A 21,805-nucleotide genomic window follows, 5' to 3' on the forward strand; every position below is an offset into this window, starting at 1 on the left:
ATGTATATTTTAATTGATTATATAAACAATTACAGCTCTATCATTTAGGTGTATAAAATAAATTACCTAGCTGATGCTCTATCATAAAATTACGGGTTAACCGTAGTACTTGTTTAGCGTTAGGCTGTGCTAAACATTCACTTAGTAATTGTTCCATATCGCTTACATTTAAGCGTCTTAGCACCCATTTCACTTTATTTAGTGACGATAAATTCATGCTTAAGCGCCTATACCCCATAGCAATCAGTAATATTGCGCCTTCGGGGTCGCCGCCAAGCTCCCCACATAAACTAAAAGGTAGTTCGTAATGCTCACACTCATTGGCAATATTATTTAGTACGCGCAATACCGCGGGGTGATAAGGATTAAACAAATCGGCTACACGTGCATTTGCCCTGTCTACGGCTAATAAGTATTGAGTTAAGTCGTTACTACCGACTGAGCAAAAATCAACTTTTCTAGACCACTCTGGTAGCATAAATACACTCGAAGGTACCTCAAGCATAATGCCAATATCTGGCTTTTCTATTAGTTGCTCTGGAAATGCTTCGCTTAATTCATAATAAGCTTGATTAAACAGTGCCAGTGACTCTTCAACTTCATCAGTGCCACTGATCATCGGTAACATTATTTTTAAATTACCTAAGCCAATATTGGCTTTTAACATCGCTTTGAGTTGATCTAAAAAAAGCTCGGGGTGGTCTAAGCTAATTCTAATACCACGCCATCCTAAAAATGGGTTTTCTTCGGTGATATTAAAATAATCTAAAACTTTGTCGCCACCAATATCTAAGGTACGCATAACCACCGGATTAGGATAATAGCTGCTAAGTACTTCGCGGTACCACTTTTCTTGTTCTTGTTGCGAAGGAAACTGCCCCTTTTGCATAAACCACGCTTCGGTTCTGTAAAGGCCAACACCATCACAAATATGGGCACTATTTTGTTGGGTATTAAGCTCAAGCCCTGCATTAAGCAATAAACTAATATGCTCGCCGTCTAACGTGATTGCTGGCAGTGCTTGTTCTTCTAAAAATCGATTGTTAAGCAAGTTATCTTGGTATTGTAACTCGGTATACTCATCAATAAGCATTTGCGAAGGCGAAATATATAAACGCCCAGAAAAGGCATCTAAAATCATTTCTTTGCTATCAAACTGCAATAGCGGTAAATCTTCAATACCCCAAATCGCAGGCACACCCATAGCACGGGTTAAAATAGAGGCGTGGCTATTAGCTGAACCATTAATGCTCACAACCCCAGCTAAACGCTCATTGGGCACCTCTGCTAACATCGCAGGGGTTAATGTATGCGCTATTAAAATGGTGTTTTCAGGGTAGTCTTTTATTGCGTGCTCGGTATTCACTAAATGATGCAGCACCCGTAAGCCAATGTCTTTTACATCAACTGCACGCTCTTTAATGTAAGGGTCTTGCATTTCGTTAAACTGCGCAACTAAACGTTCAATCACAATTTTTAATGCACTTTTTGCACACCACCCCTCTTGCAATTGCGCTTCTACATTATGACCTAAACTTTTAGCATCTAATAATTGCTGATAAACATCAAATACAGCCAGCGCTTCTTGCGGTATGGTGTCGCTTAATGTCATCGATAAAGTACTAAACTCTTTACGGGTTGCAGCAACCGCTTGGGTGAATAAACGCCGCTGTTCATTAACATCGCTATTTTTAGTAAGCTCTATAGACTTAAAGTTAAGTTTAGGAATAACAACAAATGCTTTACCTATGCTGATCCCTGGTGCACTAGAGACGCCTTTTAATACAGACGTTTGATGGGAAGACTCATCTTGGCGCAAAACTTCTTTTATTTCGGCATGGGCTAATTGCGAAGCTAACTGCGCAGAAAGCGTTATTAAAAACGACTCTTCATCTTGAGAAAATACCCGCGCCATTTTTTGTTGGACAACAATAACACCTAAAACTTTTTTTTGATGAACAACAGGCACAGATAAAAAAGCGTTATAGCCTTCTTCGTTAACTTCTGGGGAAAGTTTGAAACGAGGATGCGATTTTGCAAAGGCAATGTTAATTGCTTCTTCACGTTGAGCAACAAGCCCTACAAGTCCTTCGGTAAAGCCTATCCGAAATTTACCCACAGCATCAGGGTTTAAACCTTCAGTGGCCATCAGTACAAAGTTGTCTTGGCTGTAGTCAGCAAAATAAATGGAGCAGCACTGGGTATTCATGGCATCTTTTACCATTTTCACAAAGCACACTAACGCACCGTCTAAATTCGCTTGTTGCGAAACAGACTCAGCTATCGCTCTGAGTGTTGCCAGCATACACTGCTCCTTTTTATGTAAAACTACCTTTTATTTCGCCAGTGATCTTTTTGTTGCTCTCGCTTATTAAAGGGCATAGCAAAGGGAGCAAACTCCTTCATAACACGTCGATAAACGTCCCGTTTAAACGACACAACCTGTCTAACCGGATACCAATAACTTACCCATCGCCAATCATCAAATTCAGGATGATGAGTTTTAAGTAAGTTAACATCTTCATCTTTACAGCGCAGTTTTAGTAAAAACCATTTTTGCTTTTGCCCAATACACACCGGACTTGAATCGCGGCGGATTAATCGTTTGGGTAATTTATAGCGTAACCAATGTTTTGAGCTTGCAACTATTTCTACATCTTCTGGTCGCAAACCTACTTCTTCGTGTAATTCACGGTACATAGTTTGTTCTGGTGTTTCACCATCATCAACACCACCTTGGGGAAATTGCCAAGAATGTTGACCATAACGTCTGGCCCAAAACACTTGCCCCTGATTATTGCAAATCACAATTCCGACATTGGCACGAAAACCTTCGGCATCAATCACCTTAGTGCCTCATTTGTAAGTCGATTTTTTATGATTGTTCCACATTAGTTGCAATACGGCAAATACTATTACGCGCAAGCCTCGTGAACGCCTTCGCGCAAGGTAAATTAATGGCGAAATCCGTTGCATATTAATAACAAACAACTCTGGCATGAATTAATACATAAAAACCACACTGTTTGTGCTGGTTACTCACAGCTTGTGCATAACTTTCATAAAACACGCTCATTTAGCAAACAAATCCACAATACAAGATCAAAAAAGTGATGTTCTCCACAGAATCTGTGGATAAACATGTTTATACATCTGTATTTATCCTTACAACAATTATAGACCTTAACTAAAATTGAACACTAAAAACAAAAAAAACAATATAGTTCAGCTACTTACCTAAAACTATAGTTTTAAAGTAGTGCATAAAATTGCACCAACCACACCACGTACAAAAATCAACCAACCGCTAAAGATATCCACTACCAAGCTAATTTGCTATCATGACACTGGTATTTATTCAACTAAATTAACAGTATGCAACCTTTAAAACCTCTTTCAATTAATCAACTAATGCAACGTGTCAATAATATTGCAGGGCTTACACTTGGCCAGTTAGCACAGCAGTATCATTTTAAAACACCTGATGATTTGTTACGTGAAAAAGGCTGGACGGGTCAACTGATTGAATATGTATTAGGCGCAACGGCCGGTTCAAAACCGCTCCCCGACTTTGAAGATTTAGGTATAGAGCTCAAAACATTGCCCATTTCATATAAAGGCAAACCATTAGAAACCACGTTTGTGTCGGTTACCCCATTAATGAATGTAACCGGTATGACCTGGCACACAAGTAGCGTACGTAAAAAGTTGAATCATGTTTTATGGCTACCTATTTTAAGTGAGCGCGATATTGCCCCGTTTGATAGAACAATAGGCAGTGGCTTTTTATGGCAACCTAGTGCGGCACAAGATGCACAATTACAGCGTGACTGGGAAGAGCAAATGGAGCTTATAGCCCTTGGCCGGGTAGATGAAATATCAGGACATTTAGGGGATGTAATGCAAATACGGCCAAAAGCTGCTAACAGTAAAGTAGTCACCGATGCCATAGGCCCTAACGGGCAAGTTATACAAACCCTGCCGCGTGGCTTTTACTTAAAAACCAGCTTTACCAGCAAGATTTTAAAACAGCAATTCACTCTGTGAGCTTTTTATTCTCTGGAATCTCTTTAAGCACTTTGTTAATCACATAAAACAAATGGAATAAACCAAAAAAGATATTAACAAATGTCAAAACCAAGCTTAAACCTATACTACTTTTAGTATTTGAATTTTTATTTAGAAAAAAAATCAAGCCTGAAAAAACAAGCAAAAATGGTAAAACGATAATGTAATAAAAAGATGTGTGAAAATACATTATAGAAAACTCCTAAAAAAAGGGGGGAGTTCCCCCCTAGATTAAAATTATTGAGTGTTACAATCTCGCTTTTTTATTGATGTAATTGATGTATAAATACACCAAATAAAATGTGCAAACCCAACAGGAAACAATAGCATCGTTAAAATAAAATTAAGCATGACGTTATGTTTAACATTTGTTTTTGATGTCGCTTTTTTTAATAGATAAACCATTATAATTGCTACAGGCAAAAGAAATAACAAGTAGCTAAGATCATTGACGGGAATATTCATTTTCACCTCTATTTTGGATTCGTTGGTACTTTACACACTACTTTATCGCCAACCTTTTCGCATACCAGACCATCAGTAATTGTTACACTACCGCCACTGCTTACACGAAATGATGATACTCTAACGGCATAAAAGCCTAATCTATGTGCCGCATTGACTAAAGTAGTTGCTTTCTCTAAATCCCCATCTTTTATTATAAAAACATCTTTAAATGGTTCTTTTTTGGTCAGGTCTAGTACATTACCATCGGCGTCTACTACTTTGATTAACTCAAGGTCTAACTTTGCGTTAACCACATCATCGAATGTTAAAAATCCAGTTACTCTCATAATAGCTATTGAACCATCTGCAGTATGTATATCAAATGTTAAATTTACATTTACATTTACATTTACAAACTTTCCAATACCGCCAGTAATCCCCAATACATAATTACCTAAATGAGCTGTTAACATCTGATTATTTCTAAACCACGTTTTTAAAGCGCTGATTCTATAGTTTGCCCCTACTAAGTCATATGCAGATCCTGCAATTCCTGCTGGCAAGCCGCCATAACCTGATCTTAGATAGCTTAATAAGTTTTGGCGTTCTAATAAAGCATCATTAAAGATTTTTACTTTAGCAGATTCAACTGACTCTTTAATTAGAATAGTTTGATTTAGCTCTGGCTCAAATTGGGAGGTATACTTGGTGAGTACTTTTTTCTGTTCATCACCTATGTAAACAGTTTGAGCGCCTAATTTGGCCAACTCTTTTGCTTTAGCTTGTATGCTATAAACACTACAGCCATCACAATTTGAATACATTGATGAGGAAAGGGCAGGTGCACTTAAAAGTAAAGTAAAGTAATTTTTTCATCATAACTCCTTGTAAATGAGAAGTGAAAGTCAACAAAATAAAAACCTAAAGGCAACATAAAAACAAGCTTAGTCCAAATTAAAGGTACAGCTATCTCCTCATATCAAAATTCACTTTTTCTCATTTGAAATTACTTACACGTAAAAAAATCCCCGCCTAAGCGAGGATTTTTATAATCTTAAATATCAGAACCTAAAAAATTACTGACCTTTAACTTCTTTTAAACCATTGTAAGGTGCTTTAGTGCCTAGTTGCTCTTCAATACGTAGCAATTGGTTGTACTTAGCAACACGATCTGAACGGCTTAATGAACCCGTTTTAATTTGACCTGCAGCAGTACCTACCGCTAAATCAGCAATGGTTGCATCTTCAGTTTCACCTGAACGGTGAGAAATAACCACTGTAAAACCTGCATCTTTTGCCATTTTGATTGCTGCTAACGTCTCTGTTAGTGAACCAATTTGGTTAAATTTAATTAAGATTGAATTAGCAATACCATTGTCGATACCGCGTTTTAAAATCTTAGTATTGGTTACGAATAAGTCATCACCCACTAATTGAACTTTATCGCCCATTAGTTTGGTTTGGTGTGCAAAGCCATCCCAATCAGACTCATCTAAACCATCTTCAATTGATACAATTGGGTATTGCTCAGTTAAATCTTTTAAGAAGTGGTTAAACTCTTCAGATGTAAATTGCTTACCTTCACCTTTAAGGTCATAGATATTTGCTTCTTTGTTATAAAACTCAGAGGCCGCACAATCAAGTGCAAGGGTAATATCTTTACCAAGCTCATAACCGGCATTTGCAACAGCCACTTTAATAGCTGCAAGTGCAGCTTCGTTTGATGCAAGGTTTGGTGCAAAACCACCTTCGTCACCTACAGCTGTTGAATGTCCATCTGCTTTAAGTACCTTAGCTAGGCTATGAAATACTTCAGCACCCATACGCAATGCTTCACGGAAGTTAGTAGCACCTACTGGCTGAACCATAAATTCTTGAATATCTACTGAGTTATCAGCGTGCTCACCGCCGTTGATGATGTTCATCATTGGTAGTGGCATAGAGTAAACACCTGGCGTGCCATTTAAGTCAGCAATGTGCTCGTAAAGCTCTACTTTTTTAGATTGTGCAGCCGCTTTTGCGTTAGCAAGTGAAACCGCTAAAATAGCATTAGCACCTAGTTTTTCTTTGTTTTCAGTACCATCTAAATCAAGCATTACTTGGTCTACATCACTTTGAGCAAGTGCATTTTGACCTTTTAGCGCTTCTGCAATTTCATTATTAATGAAGCCAACCGCTTTTAATACGCCTTTACCTAAGTAACGCGCTTTATCACCATCACGTAATTCTAATGCTTCGCGAGTTCCTGTAGATGCACCTGAAGGTGCAGCAGCACGGCCCCATGAACCATCAGCTAAATATACCTCAGCTTCAACAGTTGGGTTACCACGCGAGTCCATAACTTCACGACCGATTACTTTTACGATTTCTGACATCTTGATTCCTCTATATTCCCAAAATGGTGAGTGCGGCTAACCTGAGTTTGGCTAGCCTTAGAAACAAAAAAGGCCGCGCATCATGCACAGCCTTTTTATATTACGAAGACGCTTTTTGATAGGTATGAGCCGCAGCTACAAACCCTTCAAATAGCGGGTGACCATCACGTGGTGTTGAAGTGAATTCCGGGTGGAATTGCGCTGCAATAAACCAAGGGTGATCTTTATTCTCAATAATCTCTACTAGTTTTTTATCTTCAGATAAACCTGTAAAGCTTAAACCAGCTTGCTCAAGTTGTGCTACAAAGTTGTTGTTAACTTCATAACGGTGACGATGGCGTTCAACAATTTCGTCGCTACCATACACATCATGTACTTTAGAGCCTGGTGTTAAATGACATTTTTGTGCGCCTAAACGCATAGTGCCACCTAAATCAGATTTTTCGTCACGTAATTCAACATTACCTTCAGCATCTAACCACTCAGTGATTAAACCAACCACTGGCGAGTCTGAGTTTGCGTTAAATTCAGTTGAGTTTGCATCAACTAAACCGGCAACATTTCGTGCGTATTCAATAAGTGCAACCTGCATACCTAAACAAATACCTAAGTAAGGCACTTTGTTTTCACGAGCATATTTAGCCGCTAAAATCTTACCTTCAACACCACGACCACCAAAACCACCTGGCACTAAAATAGCATCTAAGCGAGAAAGAACATCCGTTCCTTTGGTTTCTAAGTCTTGTGAATCAACGTATTGGATATTAATAGTTAAACGATTCTTCAGTCCCGCATGCTTTAATGCTTCGTTTACTGATTTGTATGCATCTGGTAATTCAATGTATTTACCTACCATACCAATTGTCACTTCACCCGTTGGGTTAGACTCTTGATACAATACTTGTTCCCACTCAGCTAAATCGGCTTCAGGCGCGTCTAAATGAAAACGACGACATACAAAGTTATCTAACTCTTGCGATTTTAATAACGCAGGGATTTTATAAATACTGTCTACATCAGGCAGTGAAATAACTGCTTTTTCTTCAACGTTTGTGAACAATGCAATTTTTGCACGCTCGTTATTTGGCAGCTTACGGTCTGAGCGACAAATAAGAATATCTGGTTGAATACCTACCGAGCGTAACTCTTTAACTGAGTGCTGAGTTGGTTTTGTTTTCACTTCACCGGCAGGGCCTAAGAATGGCACTAAGGTTAAGTGAATAAAAAGTGCGCGTTCACGACCTATTTCTGTACCCATTTGACGAATTGCTTCGATAAATGGTTGTGATTCAATATCGCCTACCGTACCACCAATTTCAACGATTGCTATATCATGGCCTTCTGCGCCATCATAAACACGTTGCTTAATGTCATTGGTAATATGAGGAATAACCTGAATAGTTGCGCCAAGATATTCACCACGTCTTTCACGACGTAGTACATCTTCATATACGCGCCCCTGCGTAAAGTTATTACGGCTGGTCATTTTGGTGCGAATAAAACGTTCGTAGTGACCTAAATCAAGGTCCGTTTCTGCGCCGTCTTCGGTAACGTATACTTCACCGTGTTGAATTGGGCTCATTGTGCCTGGGTCAACGTTGATGTAAGGATCCAGCTTTAGAATGGTAACATCTAAGCCACGGGCTTCTAAAATAGCGGCCAATGATGCTGCTGCAATACCTTTACCCAACGAAGAAACAACTCCGCCAGTAACGAAGATAAATTTTGTACTCATGCGAACCCTAGAATATCAGGAATTAAAAGGAATATAATACCCAAACAAGTGATTTTGGAATATAAACAAGACGGGGCGAAATTGTACCAAAACATGGCTAAGCAATCCAGCTATAAATAGCAAATCTGTGCACAAAAAACAGACATTTTTTATGTCCCTATTTATTTAATTTTTTTATTGCATCCCATGCCGCATCCATTTCCTCTAAAGACGCTGACTCAATACATTTACCCTGGGCAATTAAGTAATTTTGCACCTTTTCAAATCGTGCAGAAAACTTATCGTTGGCACTACGAAGCAATTGCTCTGGATCACGTTTAACATGGCGCGCTACATTCACGGTAGCAAACAACAAATCACCTAGCTCTTCTGCTGTATGCGCTGAGTACGGGTTATGAGCTAAAGCTTCTTTCACTTCCTCAACCTCTTCACTCACTTTATCTATAGCTCCATGATAAGTAGGCCAATCAAAGCCTAAAGCGGCTACACGTTGTTGAATTTTTTTAGCTTTTGTTAAGCTAGGTAAACTATTTGGTATATCTTGCCAAAGTGTTGAGCTTTCATCTTGGGGTTTAGCTGCGCGCTCTTGTGCTTTTATTGCTTGCCACTGCGCGGCTAATTCGGCATCAGTTGTGGGTGTGTCTTGCGATGAAAATACATGCGGATGACGACGTATCAGCTTCTCATTTAACTGAGCCACCACATCATTAAAATCAAATAATTGCTGCTCTTGCGCTAGTTGCGCATAAAACACGATTTGAAATAACAGATCACCTAGTTCACCTTTAAGTTCATTTAAATCGTCGCGCTCAATACAATCAGCCACTTCATAGGCTTCTTCAAGAGTGTGAGGTACGATTGACGCAAACGTTTGCTTGAGATCCCAAGGGCATCCGCCCTCAGGGTTTCTCAGTGTTTGCATTATTTCCAGCAGTTGGCTTAAAGCCTCATTGTTAGCCTGATTACTGCCCTCGTTTTGCACTGTGTACCCCTTCGATCTGATGTAGCTTAGACAGCACTTTGTTTGTGCCTTGTAAGTCATGCACTTCAATTTGCATCAAAAAAATAGCAGTTTGAGTGCTATCAACCGTGTTTACGTTCATATTGAGCACATTAACTTTTTCATTGGCAAGTGCAGAACTGATGTCACGAATTAAGCCAGAACGATCACTGGCTTCAATACGAATAGTTAAGGCGTAAGAGCTACTAATATCGTCTGACCAACTCACTGAAATAACACGCTCGGGGTGCTTGTTTTTTAAATTACTAAACGAATCACAATCCTCTCGATGCACCGCAATACCGCGCCCTTGAGTAATATACCCAATAATTTCATCCCCAGGTACTGGGCGACAACAACGAGCAACATGGCTCATTAAACTACCGACCCCATCCACCACAATACCGTTTTTGTCACCAGTCACTTTACTAGGCGATTTGAAACGAATTACCGGCTCATGCTCTGTTCTGTCGGTAATAAAGTTAAGCATTTGGTTAAGACGAATATCGCCTGCGCCAATGGCGACCATTAAGTCATCAAGTTCTCTAAAATTAAAACGCTTTATAGCAGGGTCTAAATCTTTATAAGTTAGCTCTAATTTTTGTAATTCGTTATCAAGGATTTCTTTACCCGCACTTAAATTTTTATCGCGGTCGAGCTGTTTAAACCAATGGTGGATTTTGGCTCTAGCGCGGGACGATTTAATATATCCCAGCGACGGGTTTAACCAATCACGGCTTGGGTTTGGCTGCTTTTGGGTTAGTATTTCAACTTGGTCACCAGTGCTTAACTGATGAGTAAATGGCACTATTTTGCCAAATATTTTTGCGCCAATACATCGATGCCCTACATTGGAGTGAATGTAGTAAGCAAAATCAAGAGGCGTTGCCCCCAGTGGCAAGTCAAAAATGTCTCCACGAGGAGTAAATACATACACACGATCTTCTACAACTTGGTTTTTAAGCTCTTGTGCTAAGTCGCTGCCATCAACCACTTCTTCTTGCCATTGCAGTAACTTACGCAACCAGCTAATTTTTTGCTCATAGCCTGAACCACGCCCTGGTAATGCGCCTTCTTTGTACATCCAATGCGCGGCGACACCCAGCTCTGCATCTTGATGCATGTCGTGCGTTCGTATTTGAATTTCAACGGTTTTACCCTCAGGGCCAAACACAACTGTATGAATAGACTGATAGCCATTTTGTTTTGGGGTTGCAACATAATCGTCAAACTCTTTATTTAAATGACGCCAATTAGTATGCACTATGCCTAGGGCGCCGTAGCAATCTTGTAATCGTTCAACCACAATTCGCATGGCGCGTATGTCAAACAGCTGATCAAACTCGTAGTTCTTTTTCGCCATTTTTTTATAAATGCTGTAGATATGTTTTGGCCTGCCGTACACCTCAGCTTTAATGCCAGCTTCATGGAGGCGTTGTTTTACTTGCTCAACCATATCAGCCATATACGCTTCACGGGCAAGGCGCTTATCATCAAGTTGCTTAGCAATATTTTTATAAATATCTGGATGCAAATACCGAAAAGCTAAATCCTCTAGCTCCCACTTTAATTGGCCAATACCAAGACGATTCGCAAGCGGTGCAAATATATCAGCGGTTTCTTTAGCGGCAATCACTCGCTCTTCTTCTGCGGCGTCTTTTACGTTGCGTAAATGGCAAACCTGCTCGGCTAATTTAATCACCACAGCGCGCACATCTTCCACCATAGCAAGCAGCATCCGGCGAATATTATCGACTTGCACAGTGCCGTTGCCTTGATGAGCTAAGGTACTTATGGTAGCCATTTGTGACACACCTGTAAGCAGCACTGCAACATGATTGCCTAAATGCTCTTCTACCGCATCAATGCTCACTACATCATTTAAATAATAAGGGGTTAAATAGGCTGTGGCTAAAGAGTCAGCATCTAAATTTAACTCAACTAAAATCTCCACCATTTCTATAGCGGTATTTTGTCGTTCGCTGTTATCGCACGTTTGGCAAAGCTGCTGCGCTTTGTTGAGTAAGCTGATTTTTTCTTGAGACAAATCAAGAGATTCTACGCGTGAAAAAAAGTCACCCGCTTTATCATGTTGATGAGATTGACGTGTCGCTACCATAATGCGCTTTACCTCCGTTGAAATAACGCCATAGTTTCGATATGCCCCGTGTGAGGAAACATATTCATTAGCCCTATCTTGTTCAGCTCAAAGCCGGCTTGCGAAATAATAGCGCTGTCACGGGCTAAAGTAACAGGGTCGCAAGAAACGTATAAAATCGCTTTAAACTGCGTTAATGGAAGCTGTTCTAAAACTGCCATCGCACCAGTGCGTGAGGGGTCGAGTACTAAAACATCTAATTCTTTATTAAACCACGGCGCTTTTTTAATGCTCGTGGTTAAATCAAAGCAATGAAACTGGGTATTAGTAATAGAGTTAGTGTGCGCATTTTGTGTTGCTAATGCAACCGCCGAAGTTACGCCCTCAATTCCTGTTACTGTTTTAGCTTGTTTCGCTAACACTAAAGAGAAGTTACCAATACCACAAAATAAATCCAGAACATTTTCATCGCCTTGAAGTGCTAACCAGTTTGCAGCTTGGATCAGCATCGCTTGATTTACACTCGCGTTAACCTGGATAAAGTTACTGAGCCCAAACTCAAACGTTATATTTAGCTGTTCAAGCTTATAAAATGGCATAGCTAAATGTGAATGATCAATGGTGTCACTGTCACTTTGCCACACTAATTGCCAATTATGAGCTGTTACACTTTGCTCAACAAACGCTTTATCTGTGGGCGAAATCGCTTTGGTATGACGAATAACAATAAAATATTGTTCATCAGCGGCACATAACTGTAAATGACTAATACTGTGCAGCGTCTTGTGTTGATTAATGACTTTATCAAATACATTAAATACATCGGCAAATACGTCACTTAATACTGGGCACTGATTAATACTAACAATGCTTTTAGAGCCACGTGCCCTATAGCCTACCCGCATTTTTTTTGCGGCCTTGTCGAACATAACAGCAACCCGAGCACTGCGTCGATAATGAGTTGCTTGGCTTTGCAGCGGGGCTTGCCAGTTTAAATCGGTTAATTTTGCAAACTTGGCAAATAATTGATTCACCGCAGCTTGCTTTTCAATTACCTGTTGTGTGGTATCTAAATGCTGTAGCTGGCAACCACCGCATTGGCTGTAGTGTTCACAAATAGGCGCTGTGCGATATTCACTAGCTTTAATTATTTTAAGCGTATCAGCTTGGCTGTAACGTGCTTTATCATCAACCAACTTAGCTTTTACTCGCTCACCAGGTAATGATCCACTAACAAAACACACTTTATTATTGTACTTAGCAATACCACGGCCATGGTGATCCATTGCTGTAATATCGAGTTCAAGCGATTGCTTTTGTAGTGGTTTTTTCTTTGCTTTAAATATTTGTGCCATGAGGCATTACCTTAAAGGTTGATGAATTACGTCTCTACTTTGAGAATAGCTATGAGTATGTATATACTCACATTTAATAAAAATGATAATAATGCTCAGATTATGACCAAACTAGGCTTGCGCGATTCTGTTTTAACACTCACCCTGATCCCCACAGTGATCATTGGGCTATTACTAGGTGGTTATTTTACAATAAATCGTTACATTGAGCTTGATGAAATTTTATATCAACAAGGCACAACAATTTCTGAGCCTTTAGCGATTGCTCTTGAACAACCTTTACTGGAAAAAAATAAAAAACTACTTAACCGTGTTATTCGTTATACACACAACAAACACTCACCAGCGGTTAAATCAATTGCTATTTTTAATGATAACAACCAACTTATTATAACCAGTAATTATCATCGCTCGTTCGATACCTTAATTGAGCAAACACAAATTGACAGCTTTAAAGCCACACATGTTCAGCAAACTGAAGAATTAGTGACTTTCTTTACCCCTATCATTAACCATACAACACCCAATAGCGACTGGAATACTTCTGAGTTTCAAACCACATTAGGTACCGTGGTGATCCAACTTAATCGCGACAAGGCCGTTATTGGTCAGCAACGCGCATTATTAGTTAGCGGTATTATTATTATCTTTGCCTTAGTATTAGCTGCTATTTTAGCACTAAAACTTAGTCGTATGTTTATGACACCGCTAAATAAGTTAGTACTTGCTACCGACAGGTTAATTGAAGGGAAAAGACAAACAGGGTTAACTGAGCCCATGAATGGTGAGTTTGAGCTATTGCGTGAAGGACTCAACACCATCTCCCACTCTATGGTGATGCAAAAAGACGAAATGCAAAAAAATATTGATCAGGCAACTAGCGATTACCGCGAAACACTTGAACAATACGAAACGCAAAATATACAGCTCACTATGGCTAAAAAAGAAGCCCAAGATGCTAACCGCGTTAAGTCTGACTTTTTAGCAAAAATGAGTCATGAATTGCGTACACCACTTAACGGGGTAATTGGCTTTACTCGCCAGCTTTATAAAACACCGCTAAATAAAAATCAAAAAGATTACCTTGATACCATTGAGCTTTCAGCAAACAGTTTAATGACCATTATTAGCGATATATTAGACTTCTCCAAATTAGAAGCAGGCGCTATGGAGCTTGAATCCATTCAATTTCAATTACGCGACAGCGTAAACGAAGTGATGACATTACTGGCACCTAGCGCGCACGACAAACAACTTGAGCTCTCTATTTATATAAATCCTCAGGTGCCCGATCACTTAACCGGTGACCCCACACGGTTTAAACAAGTGCTTATTAACTTGTTAAGTAACGCGATTAAATTTACTGAAAAAGGCGCGATTAAAGTCGATATTAGCCACCGTTTATTAGATGAGGAGCGCACGTCCATTTTAGTGTCGGTTGCTGACACCGGGGTGGGCATTCCTGCCGATAAACAAGACGCGTTATTTACCGCCTTTGGTCAAGCCGACTCCAGTATCACCCGCAAATTTGGTGGCACTGGCTTAGGGCTTATTATTACTAAACATATTGTTGAGGCAATGAATGGCCGTATTACCTTAAATTCAGCTCCAGGTAGTGGCACATGCTTTACTTTTAATGGCGTATTTAGATTACCAAACCACGTATTCACCAACGATTTGCCTACCCAGTCATTAATTGGTAAACGTGTGCTTTACTTAGAGCCACATAAACATACTCATCATGCCGTACTTTCATTATTACAAGAGTGGAAAATCAGCGTCACCCCATGTCATAGCGAAAGTGAATTTTTAGAGTGTATCGAGAAATCAGAGATAAATTTTGATATATGCCTTATTGGTCACATGGCATCGGTTGATGATATGCAGCGCTTAAAAAGCTATGTAAAAGCGGTTAGAGAATCAACCGATTATTTATACTTAATGCTCAATACTGTATCGCACAATATGCGTGAAGCCTTTATAGGCAGTGGTGCAGATGCCTGTTTAAGTAAACCGCTTAACCATCGTAAGTTATGTGAGTTATTAGCTGCACCATATCGACTTGATCACCCAGCGCATAACATAGACCAGCATGAACAAACTCTACTGCCATTAAAAGTATTAGTGGTAGATGATAACGACGCAAATTTAAAATTAATTTACACCCTACTAAACGAACAGGTTGAATTGATTGATACCGCACATAATGGATCACAAGCTTACAGCTTAAGTAAAAGTCATAAATATGATGTGATTTTTATGGATATTCAAATGCCGATAATGGATGGCATTACAGCCTGTAAACTCATTAAAGAGTCATCTTTAAATGAAGATACGCCTATTATTGCCGTGACGGCACATGCACTTAATAGTGAAAAAGAACAGTTATTAAAAGATGGTTTTGAAGGCTATTTAACTAAGCCTATCGATGAAGATATGCTAAACCAAATTATTTGCGATCATAGCCCGCAATTACCTGTAAGCCGTGATAAGTCAAAAAGCACATATGAACATAGCCCAGCGCCTTTTGATAGCACTCGGCTTGATTGGACGTTGGCGCTGCAACGTGCAGGCGGTAAACCCGAATTAGCCAATGAGATGCTTAATATGCTGTTATTAAGCGTGCCCGAAACCCTAAACTTATTAAATCAAGCAATCGTCAGTAATGATTGCCATCAAGTACTCAGCGTGATCCATAAGTTTCATGGAGCGTGTTGCTACACCGGCGTACCAAAGCTAAAAACCTTAGCTGAAACGATCGAAACATCACTAAAAAATGAATGCGTACTTGATAATATAGAGCCCGAACTGTTTGAACTTCAAGACGAGCTGGAAAACTTACTTGTTGATGCCAAAATTGATATCACTAATAAATAAGCTCGTCTTTGATGTTGTTTTTTATGATTCTAAGCGCGTGCTTCAAGCATTAGACGTTTCATATCACGTACTGCTTTATCTAAACCATCAATCGCTGCACGGGCAATAATAGCGTGACCAATATTAAGCTCGTAAATCTCTGGCATCGCTGCAATTGGCTTCACGTTGTGATAATGCAAACCATGGCCGGCATTAACAATTAAGCCAATACTCGCTGCATACTTAACGCCTTGGCGGATGTGCTCAAGCTCTTTTGCGGTGTCTTCATCATTAGTTGCATCTGCATAGGCCCCAGTATGAATTTCAACATAAGGTGCACCACAGGTTTTTGCCGCATCTAACTGCGCTTTATCAGCATCTATAAACAGTGATACTTTAATACCGGCTTGCGTTAGGGTTTTAGTCGCTGCGGCTATTTTATCAATATTACCCGCTACATCTAAGCCACCTTCGGTAGTAAGCTCTTCACGTTTTTCTGGTACTAAGCAAACATATTCAGGTTTAACCTCAAGTGCAATCGCAATCATTTCATCGGTTACTGCGGTTTCAAGGTTCATACGTGTTTGAATGGTTTTAGCCATCACATACACGTCGCGATCTTGAATGTGTCTGCGGTCTTCACGTAAATGAATCGTAATGCCATCTGCACCGGCATGTTCTGCAACACTGGCTGCATGGGCTGGATCTGGGTAAGAAGTACCTCGAGCTTGGCGAAGCGTTGCAATATGATCTACGTTCACGCCTAGAAGAATATCTTTCATGTTTGTACCTGTGAAATTTGTTTATTGAGAGCTAATAAATAGCTCACGACTTTTTAATGGCTTATTGCCCAATAATGGCTTTAATAAATAACGACTTAATTGCTTTGCCATATATAACACATCCGCTTGGCTGAAGTCATGATTTGCTATGGCATTAAGTTGTGAACCAGTGAATCCAGAACGCGTGTCATGTTGCACTGAAAACCCTACTTCTGCGAAGTAGCTATACGTTTGTGCCTCGTCAATTGGCTCACCGTCAGCATCAAAACTAAAATCCACTCCATACCCTAGCAGCTCTAACAATTGAAATTCATAAGAGCGCAGTACTGCTTGCATATCAGTACCACTATTAAGGTTTTCTAGGTGTGTTTTATAAAGTTGAAAAACTTGATCAATGGGCTCATTAATCGGCACAATGCGATTAGTTAGCTCATTTAAATAAAAGCCACAGTAAAGCTTATCACCGGTTAGAAATAACGGGTTGCCGTAGAGCTCAAATTTATTAATATATTTTAAATCGTATTTGCCATTGTAATGGACGAGTAAGGATTGAAATGGTTGTAATTGGGCTTTATGTTTAGTGGCCTGGCGACCACTAACTCGAGCGAGCATTCTAAGCTGGCCAACGCCTTCTACCAGCATATCTAACATTACTTGCGAGTCACTGTAGGGACGTCGGTGTAATAAATAGGCTTTGTAAAAGTCGCTGTCCATATTAGGCTATTCGATACTTATTAATCTTCACCGTAGCCTAAGCTTCTTAAGGCACGTTCATCGTCAGCCCAGCCCGATTTTACTTTAACCCATAATTCTAAAAATACTTTATTTTCAAGCATTTCTTCTAGGTCTTTACGCGCTTCACGGCCGATCACTTTTAGCTTTTCGCCTTTGTTACCGATAACCATGCGCTTTTGCGTTTCACGCTCAACCAAAATAAGGCCATTGATGTGCCAAATACCGTTTTCTTGCCATTTAAACTGCTCTATTTCCACAGTCACTGAGTAAGGTAGTTCCTCACCCATAAAGCGCATAAGCTTTTCACGGATCACTTCAGCAGCCATAAAGCGCATTGAGCGGTCAGTAACGTAGTCGTCTGGAAAATAAAATTCGCACGGCGGTAAGCGTTTAGTCACTTCATCTTTGATCAGGTTAATGTTTTTACCCTGAGTCGCAGATACAGGCATAATGCCTATAAAATCAAACTTATCACCTAACCACTTCATGTGTGGCAGTACAAGGTCGCGATCTTTCACTTGGTCAATTTTGTTAATAACTAACAATACCGGCTTGCCACTTTGGCTCACTTTGTTAAGTACCATCTCGTCATCGGCATTCCAATGAGTGCCTTCAACAACAAAAATAATCAGTTCAACATCGCCAATTGAACTCGACGCTGCACGGTTCATTAAACGATTAATGGCGCGCTTTTCTTCAACATGCAAACCTGGGGTATCTACGTACACCGCTTGGTGTTTACCCTCAGTATGAATACCCATAATACGGTGGCGTGTGGTTTGCGGCTTACGTGAGGTAATACTGACTTTTTGCTCAATAATTTCATTAAGCAAGGTTGATTTACCCACATTAGGACGGCCAACAATCGCAACCATGCCACAAAATGTGTCTATTTCGCCTTCATGAGGCTGTATTAAGGTATCAAGATTCATTTTTAAGTATCTTCAATGCTTTTTCGGCCGCTTTTTGTTCGGCTTTACGCCTTGAGCTGCCAACAGAAATAATGCTATCCATTCCATCAACGATACATTCAACCGTGAATGTTTGATTGTGTGCCTGGCCTTTAGTATCTACTACAGTATAGCCAGGTAATGATAGCTTACGAGCTTGCAAATACTCTTGCAGCAGGGTCTTAGGATCTTTTTGGTTAAGCCCTGGTGAAATAGCATCTAAACGTGATTCGTACCACGCTAAAATAAGCTCGCCGCAGCGATCAATGTCTGAATCTAAAAATACAGCACCAATTATGGCTTCAACTGCATCTGCAAGGGTCGACTCGCGCCTAAACCCGCCACTTTTTAGCTCGCCTGGGCCTAAACGCAGGTAATCACCTAGCTCAAACTCAAGGCCAAATTCAGCTAACGTCTGGCCGCGAACTAAAGTCGAACGCATGCGGCTTAAATCGCCTTCACGTGCTTTAGGAAATTTAGCGTACAAGGCATTGGCAATTACAAAGCTCAAAATCGAGTCGCCCAAAAATTCGAGTCGCTCGTTGTGTTGACCTTTGTGGCTGCGGTGCGTCATTGCTTGCTCAAGTAGGCCTTGATCAGCAAATGTGTAGCCAATTCTTTTGTATAACTCTGTTACATTTTTTTTCATTGTTACTGAATATTACCTAGGCGTTCAAAACGAACACCAGTTGGAACCCATCCTGGTAAAATGTCATCTGGGCCATTATCAAATTCAAAACTCATCCATATAAAGACAGCTTTACCCACCAAGTTTTCTTTTGGTACAAAGCCCCAAAAGCGACTATCTTGGCTGTTATCGCGATTGTCACCCATCATAAAGTAATGATCAGCAGGCACCACCCATTCATCCGCAGGAGTGCCCAATTGCTGGTAGTAACGCCCTTTTCGTTCAGGCGATTTTGGGTTAATTAAAATATCATGGCTAGACGTAGTTAAATCTTCATTTAAACGCGCTAAAGCCATTGGGCCTTGCATAAATTCATCATCATTAATTAATTTAAAATCAATTTTATTGAATTCGTTGCAAAGAAACGCGCCTTTTTGAACTTCGCCTTCTTCACATTTTGGTTGAATATATAAACGCTTATCGCGATAAACAATTTTATCGCCAGGTAAGCCTATAGCACGTTTAATATAATCAACTCTTTCATCTAATGGGTATTTAAAAACAACAATATCGCCACGCTCTGGTTCGCTCACATCCACTAACTGGCTTCGCCATACTGGGTCTTTAATTCCATAAGAATACTTTTGCACTAAAATAAAATCGCCTACTAATAAGGTTGGCATCATTGAACCCGACGGGATCTGAAACGGCTCAAAAATAAACGATCTAAAAATAGTGATAGCAGCAATCATCGGAAAAATCGACTTTGCTGTTTCAGTAATGACTGGCTCAGGCGCAATCAATGCTGCTGTTTCTTCATCAAGTTGGCCACCGGCAGAAGTTTGTGCAATTGCCAAACGCTCCTGCCTTTTAGGGGCAAACATTAAGTGATCTATTAACCATATAAGGCCTGAGCCTAAGGTTAATAACACCAATAAAACTGAAAAGTAGCCAGCCATTTATTATCCTTTATTTTTATTTACCAACTTTTAAAATGGCTAAGAACGCTTCTTGAGGCACTTCAACGTTACCAAGTTGCTTCATTCGCTTTTTACCATCTTTTTGTTTTTGAAGTAATTTTTTCTTACGACTCACGTCACCACCGTAACACTTCGCGATTACGTTTTTACGTAGTTGCTTTACAGTTGTACGGGCGATTACATGCTGACCAATTGCTGCCTGAATCGCAATATCAAACATTTGACGCGGTATAAGCTCTTTTAACGCATCAGCAAGCTGACGACCACGAGACTGCGCGCTTTCGCGGTGTACAATAATAGCTAGAGCATCGACACGCTCGCCATTAATAAGTATATCTACACGTACCATGTCTGAGGTTTGGAAGTGCTTAAAGTTATAATCAAGCGACGCAAAACCACGACTGGTTGATTTTAACTTATCAAAGAAATCCATTACCACTTCAGCCATTGGCAGTTCATACGTTACTGCAACTTGCTTACCGTGATAGCTCATTTTAGTTTGCATACCGCGCTTATCAACACATAAAGTGATTACGCTACCTAAGTACTCTTGCGGTACTAAAATGTTAGCCTCTACTACTGGCTCACGTATTTCTAAAATATCGTTTACGGCTGGTAGGTCAGACGGGTTATCTATTTGTGTAGTGCCCTCTTTAGTCACTACCTCATAAATAACCGTTGGTGCTGTGGTGATTAAATCAATGTCGTATTCACGCTCTAAACGCTCTTGAATAATTTCCATGTGCAGCATACCTAAGAAGCCACAGCGGAAACCAAACCCTAATGCGGTTGAGTTTTCTGGTTCAAAGAATAACGACGCATCGTTTAAGCTTAGTTTGTTAAGTGCATCGCGGAACGACTCGTAATCATCTGACGCAATTGGGAACATGCCCGCGTAGACTTGTGGTTTAATTTTCTGAAAACCAGGTAAGCGCAGTGGTGCCGCATTTTTTTGATGAGTAATAGTATCACCTACTGGTGCACCGTGTATTTCTTTAATACCGGCAATAACAAACCCTACTTCACCTGTGCGTAAAACACCGGTGTTAGTTTGTTTAGGCGTAAAAATACCCACATGATCTGCGGTATGTACGTTCTCGTTTGACATGATTTTAATTTTGTCGCCAGCGCGTAATTCACCATGCTTAATACGCACTAGCGATACAACGCCTTGGTATGGGTCAAACCAAGAATCGATAATTAGCGCTTGTAATGGTGCGTCTTTATCACCAACTGGTGGTGGTACATCTTTAACGATCATTTCAAGTACTTCAGCAATACCCACACCTGTTTTGGCGCTACATTGCACGGCATCAAGGGCATCAATACCAATAATGTCTTCAATTTCTTCGGCTACACGTAATGGATCGGCTTGCGGTAAATCAATTTTATTCAGAACCGGTATAACTTCTAAGTCCATTTCAATGGCGGTATAACAGTTGGCTAATGTTTGTGCTTCAACACCTTGGCCGGCATCAACAACCAATAATGCGCCTTCACACGCTGCTAGTGAGCGTGATACTTCATAAGTAAAGTCAACGTGCCCAGGAGTGTCGATAAAGTTGAGCTGGTACGTTTCACCATCGTTTGCTTTGTAGTTTAACGTTACACTTTGCGCCTTAATGGTAATGCCACGTTCACGTTCAATATCCATTGAATCTAGAACCTGCTTCTGCATTTCACGGTCGGTTAAACCACCACAAACTTGGATCAAACGGTCAGAAAGGGTCGATTTACCATGGTCAATGTGGGCGATGATCGAAAAATTACGGATATGCTTCATAAACTGGATTCTA

Annotated in this window: 16 protein-coding genes; 2 read left to right on the forward strand and 14 right to left on the reverse strand. The window is 40.1% G+C overall.

The window, feature by feature from the left end; all coding sequences use genetic code 11:
- Window positions 1-40: 40 nt before the first annotated feature.
- Window positions 41-2,305 (reverse strand): phosphoenolpyruvate--protein phosphotransferase, encoded by a 2,265-nt coding sequence (ptsP, locus tag AC27JR_RS02800; RefSeq protein WP_487172729.1) that lies wholly within the window; start codon window positions 2,303-2,305, stop codon window positions 41-43.
- A gap of 23 nt (window positions 2,306-2,328) precedes the next feature.
- Window positions 2,329-2,847 carry an RNA pyrophosphohydrolase gene (gene rppH, locus AC27JR_RS02805; RefSeq protein WP_008111786.1) on the reverse strand — a complete coding sequence of 173 codons (519 nt, stop codon included), beginning with the start codon at window positions 2,845-2,847 and terminating at the stop codon, window positions 2,329-2,331.
- Between the two features lie 528 nt (window positions 2,848-3,375).
- On the opposite strand from rppH, the gene mutH reads away from it, so the two are divergent.
- On the forward strand, window positions 3,376-4,047 hold the full coding sequence (gene mutH / locus AC27JR_RS02810; RefSeq protein ID WP_487172730.1) for a DNA mismatch repair endonuclease MutH: 672 nt from the start codon (window positions 3,376-3,378) through the stop codon (window positions 4,045-4,047).
- 494 nt (window positions 4,048-4,541) lie between these two features.
- Here mutH and AC27JR_RS02815 read toward each other — a convergent pair whose 3' ends face one another.
- From AC27JR_RS02815 to rlmD, 6 genes are all read right to left on the reverse strand, one after another.
- Entirely contained in the window at window positions 4,542-5,282 is a 741-nt protein-coding gene (locus tag AC27JR_RS02815) for a hypothetical protein (protein WP_487172731.1), read from the reverse strand.
- A 309-nt stretch (window positions 5,283-5,591) separates the two neighbouring features.
- Window positions 5,592-6,890, reverse strand: coding sequence for a phosphopyruvate hydratase (eno, locus tag AC27JR_RS02820; protein ID WP_487172732.1), 1,299 nt, complete (start codon window positions 6,888-6,890; stop codon window positions 5,592-5,594).
- Between the two features lie 100 nt (window positions 6,891-6,990).
- Complete coding sequence (gene pyrG / locus AC27JR_RS02825; RefSeq protein WP_008111779.1) at window positions 6,991-8,625, reverse strand: CTP synthase; 1,635 nt, start codon at window positions 8,623-8,625, stop codon at window positions 6,991-6,993.
- A gap of 157 nt (window positions 8,626-8,782) precedes the next feature.
- On the reverse strand, window positions 8,783-9,607 hold the full coding sequence (gene mazG, locus AC27JR_RS02830; protein WP_487172733.1) for a nucleoside triphosphate pyrophosphohydrolase: 825 nt from the start codon (window positions 9,605-9,607) through the stop codon (window positions 8,783-8,785).
- Complete coding sequence (gene relA / locus AC27JR_RS02835; RefSeq protein WP_487172734.1) at window positions 9,588-11,744, reverse strand: GTP diphosphokinase; 2,157 nt, start codon at window positions 11,742-11,744, stop codon at window positions 9,588-9,590. The genes mazG and relA overlap by 20 nt, the downstream gene beginning before the upstream one ends.
- Before the next feature lie 8 nt (window positions 11,745-11,752).
- Window positions 11,753-13,078: a 23S rRNA (uracil(1939)-C(5))-methyltransferase RlmD gene (gene rlmD / locus AC27JR_RS02840; protein WP_487172735.1), complete on the reverse strand. Its 1,326-nt coding sequence runs from the start codon at window positions 13,076-13,078 to the stop codon at window positions 11,753-11,755.
- A gap of 102 nt (window positions 13,079-13,180) precedes the next feature.
- Here rlmD and barA point away from each other — a divergent pair, with 102 nt between their 5' ends.
- A complete protein-coding gene (gene barA / locus AC27JR_RS02845) occupies window positions 13,181-15,955 on the forward strand; it encodes a two-component sensor histidine kinase BarA (protein WP_487172952.1) in 2,775 nt (924 codons plus the stop codon).
- A 29-nt stretch (window positions 15,956-15,984) separates the two neighbouring features.
- On the opposite strand, the gene pdxJ is transcribed toward barA, so the two are convergent.
- The 6 genes from pdxJ to lepA are packed head-to-tail and all read right to left on the reverse strand — an operon-like array spanning window position 15,985 to window position 21,792.
- Window positions 15,985-16,716: a pyridoxine 5'-phosphate synthase gene (gene pdxJ, locus AC27JR_RS02850; protein ID WP_008111769.1), complete on the reverse strand. Its 732-nt coding sequence runs from the start codon at window positions 16,714-16,716 to the stop codon at window positions 15,985-15,987.
- Between the two features lie 21 nt (window positions 16,717-16,737).
- Complete coding sequence (recO, locus tag AC27JR_RS02855) at window positions 16,738-17,430, reverse strand: DNA repair protein RecO (protein WP_010387802.1); 693 nt, start codon at window positions 17,428-17,430, stop codon at window positions 16,738-16,740.
- 20 nt (window positions 17,431-17,450) lie between these two features.
- A complete protein-coding gene (era, locus tag AC27JR_RS02860; protein ID WP_008111765.1) occupies window positions 17,451-18,383 on the reverse strand; it encodes a GTPase Era in 933 nt (310 codons plus the stop codon).
- A complete protein-coding gene (gene rnc / locus AC27JR_RS02865; protein WP_008466504.1) occupies window positions 18,373-19,050 on the reverse strand; it encodes a ribonuclease III in 678 nt (225 codons plus the stop codon). The genes era and rnc overlap by 11 nt, the downstream gene beginning before the upstream one ends.
- Window positions 19,051-19,052: 2 nt before the next feature.
- A complete protein-coding gene (gene lepB, locus AC27JR_RS02870; RefSeq protein WP_008111762.1) occupies window positions 19,053-19,988 on the reverse strand; it encodes a signal peptidase I in 936 nt (311 codons plus the stop codon).
- 16 nt (window positions 19,989-20,004) lie between these two features.
- A complete protein-coding gene (gene lepA / locus AC27JR_RS02875; RefSeq protein ID WP_008111760.1) occupies window positions 20,005-21,792 on the reverse strand; it encodes a translation elongation factor 4 in 1,788 nt (595 codons plus the stop codon).
- Window positions 21,793-21,805 lie beyond the last annotated feature (13 nt).

Source organism: Pseudoalteromonas sp. NH0006-26, assembly GCF_057552415.1.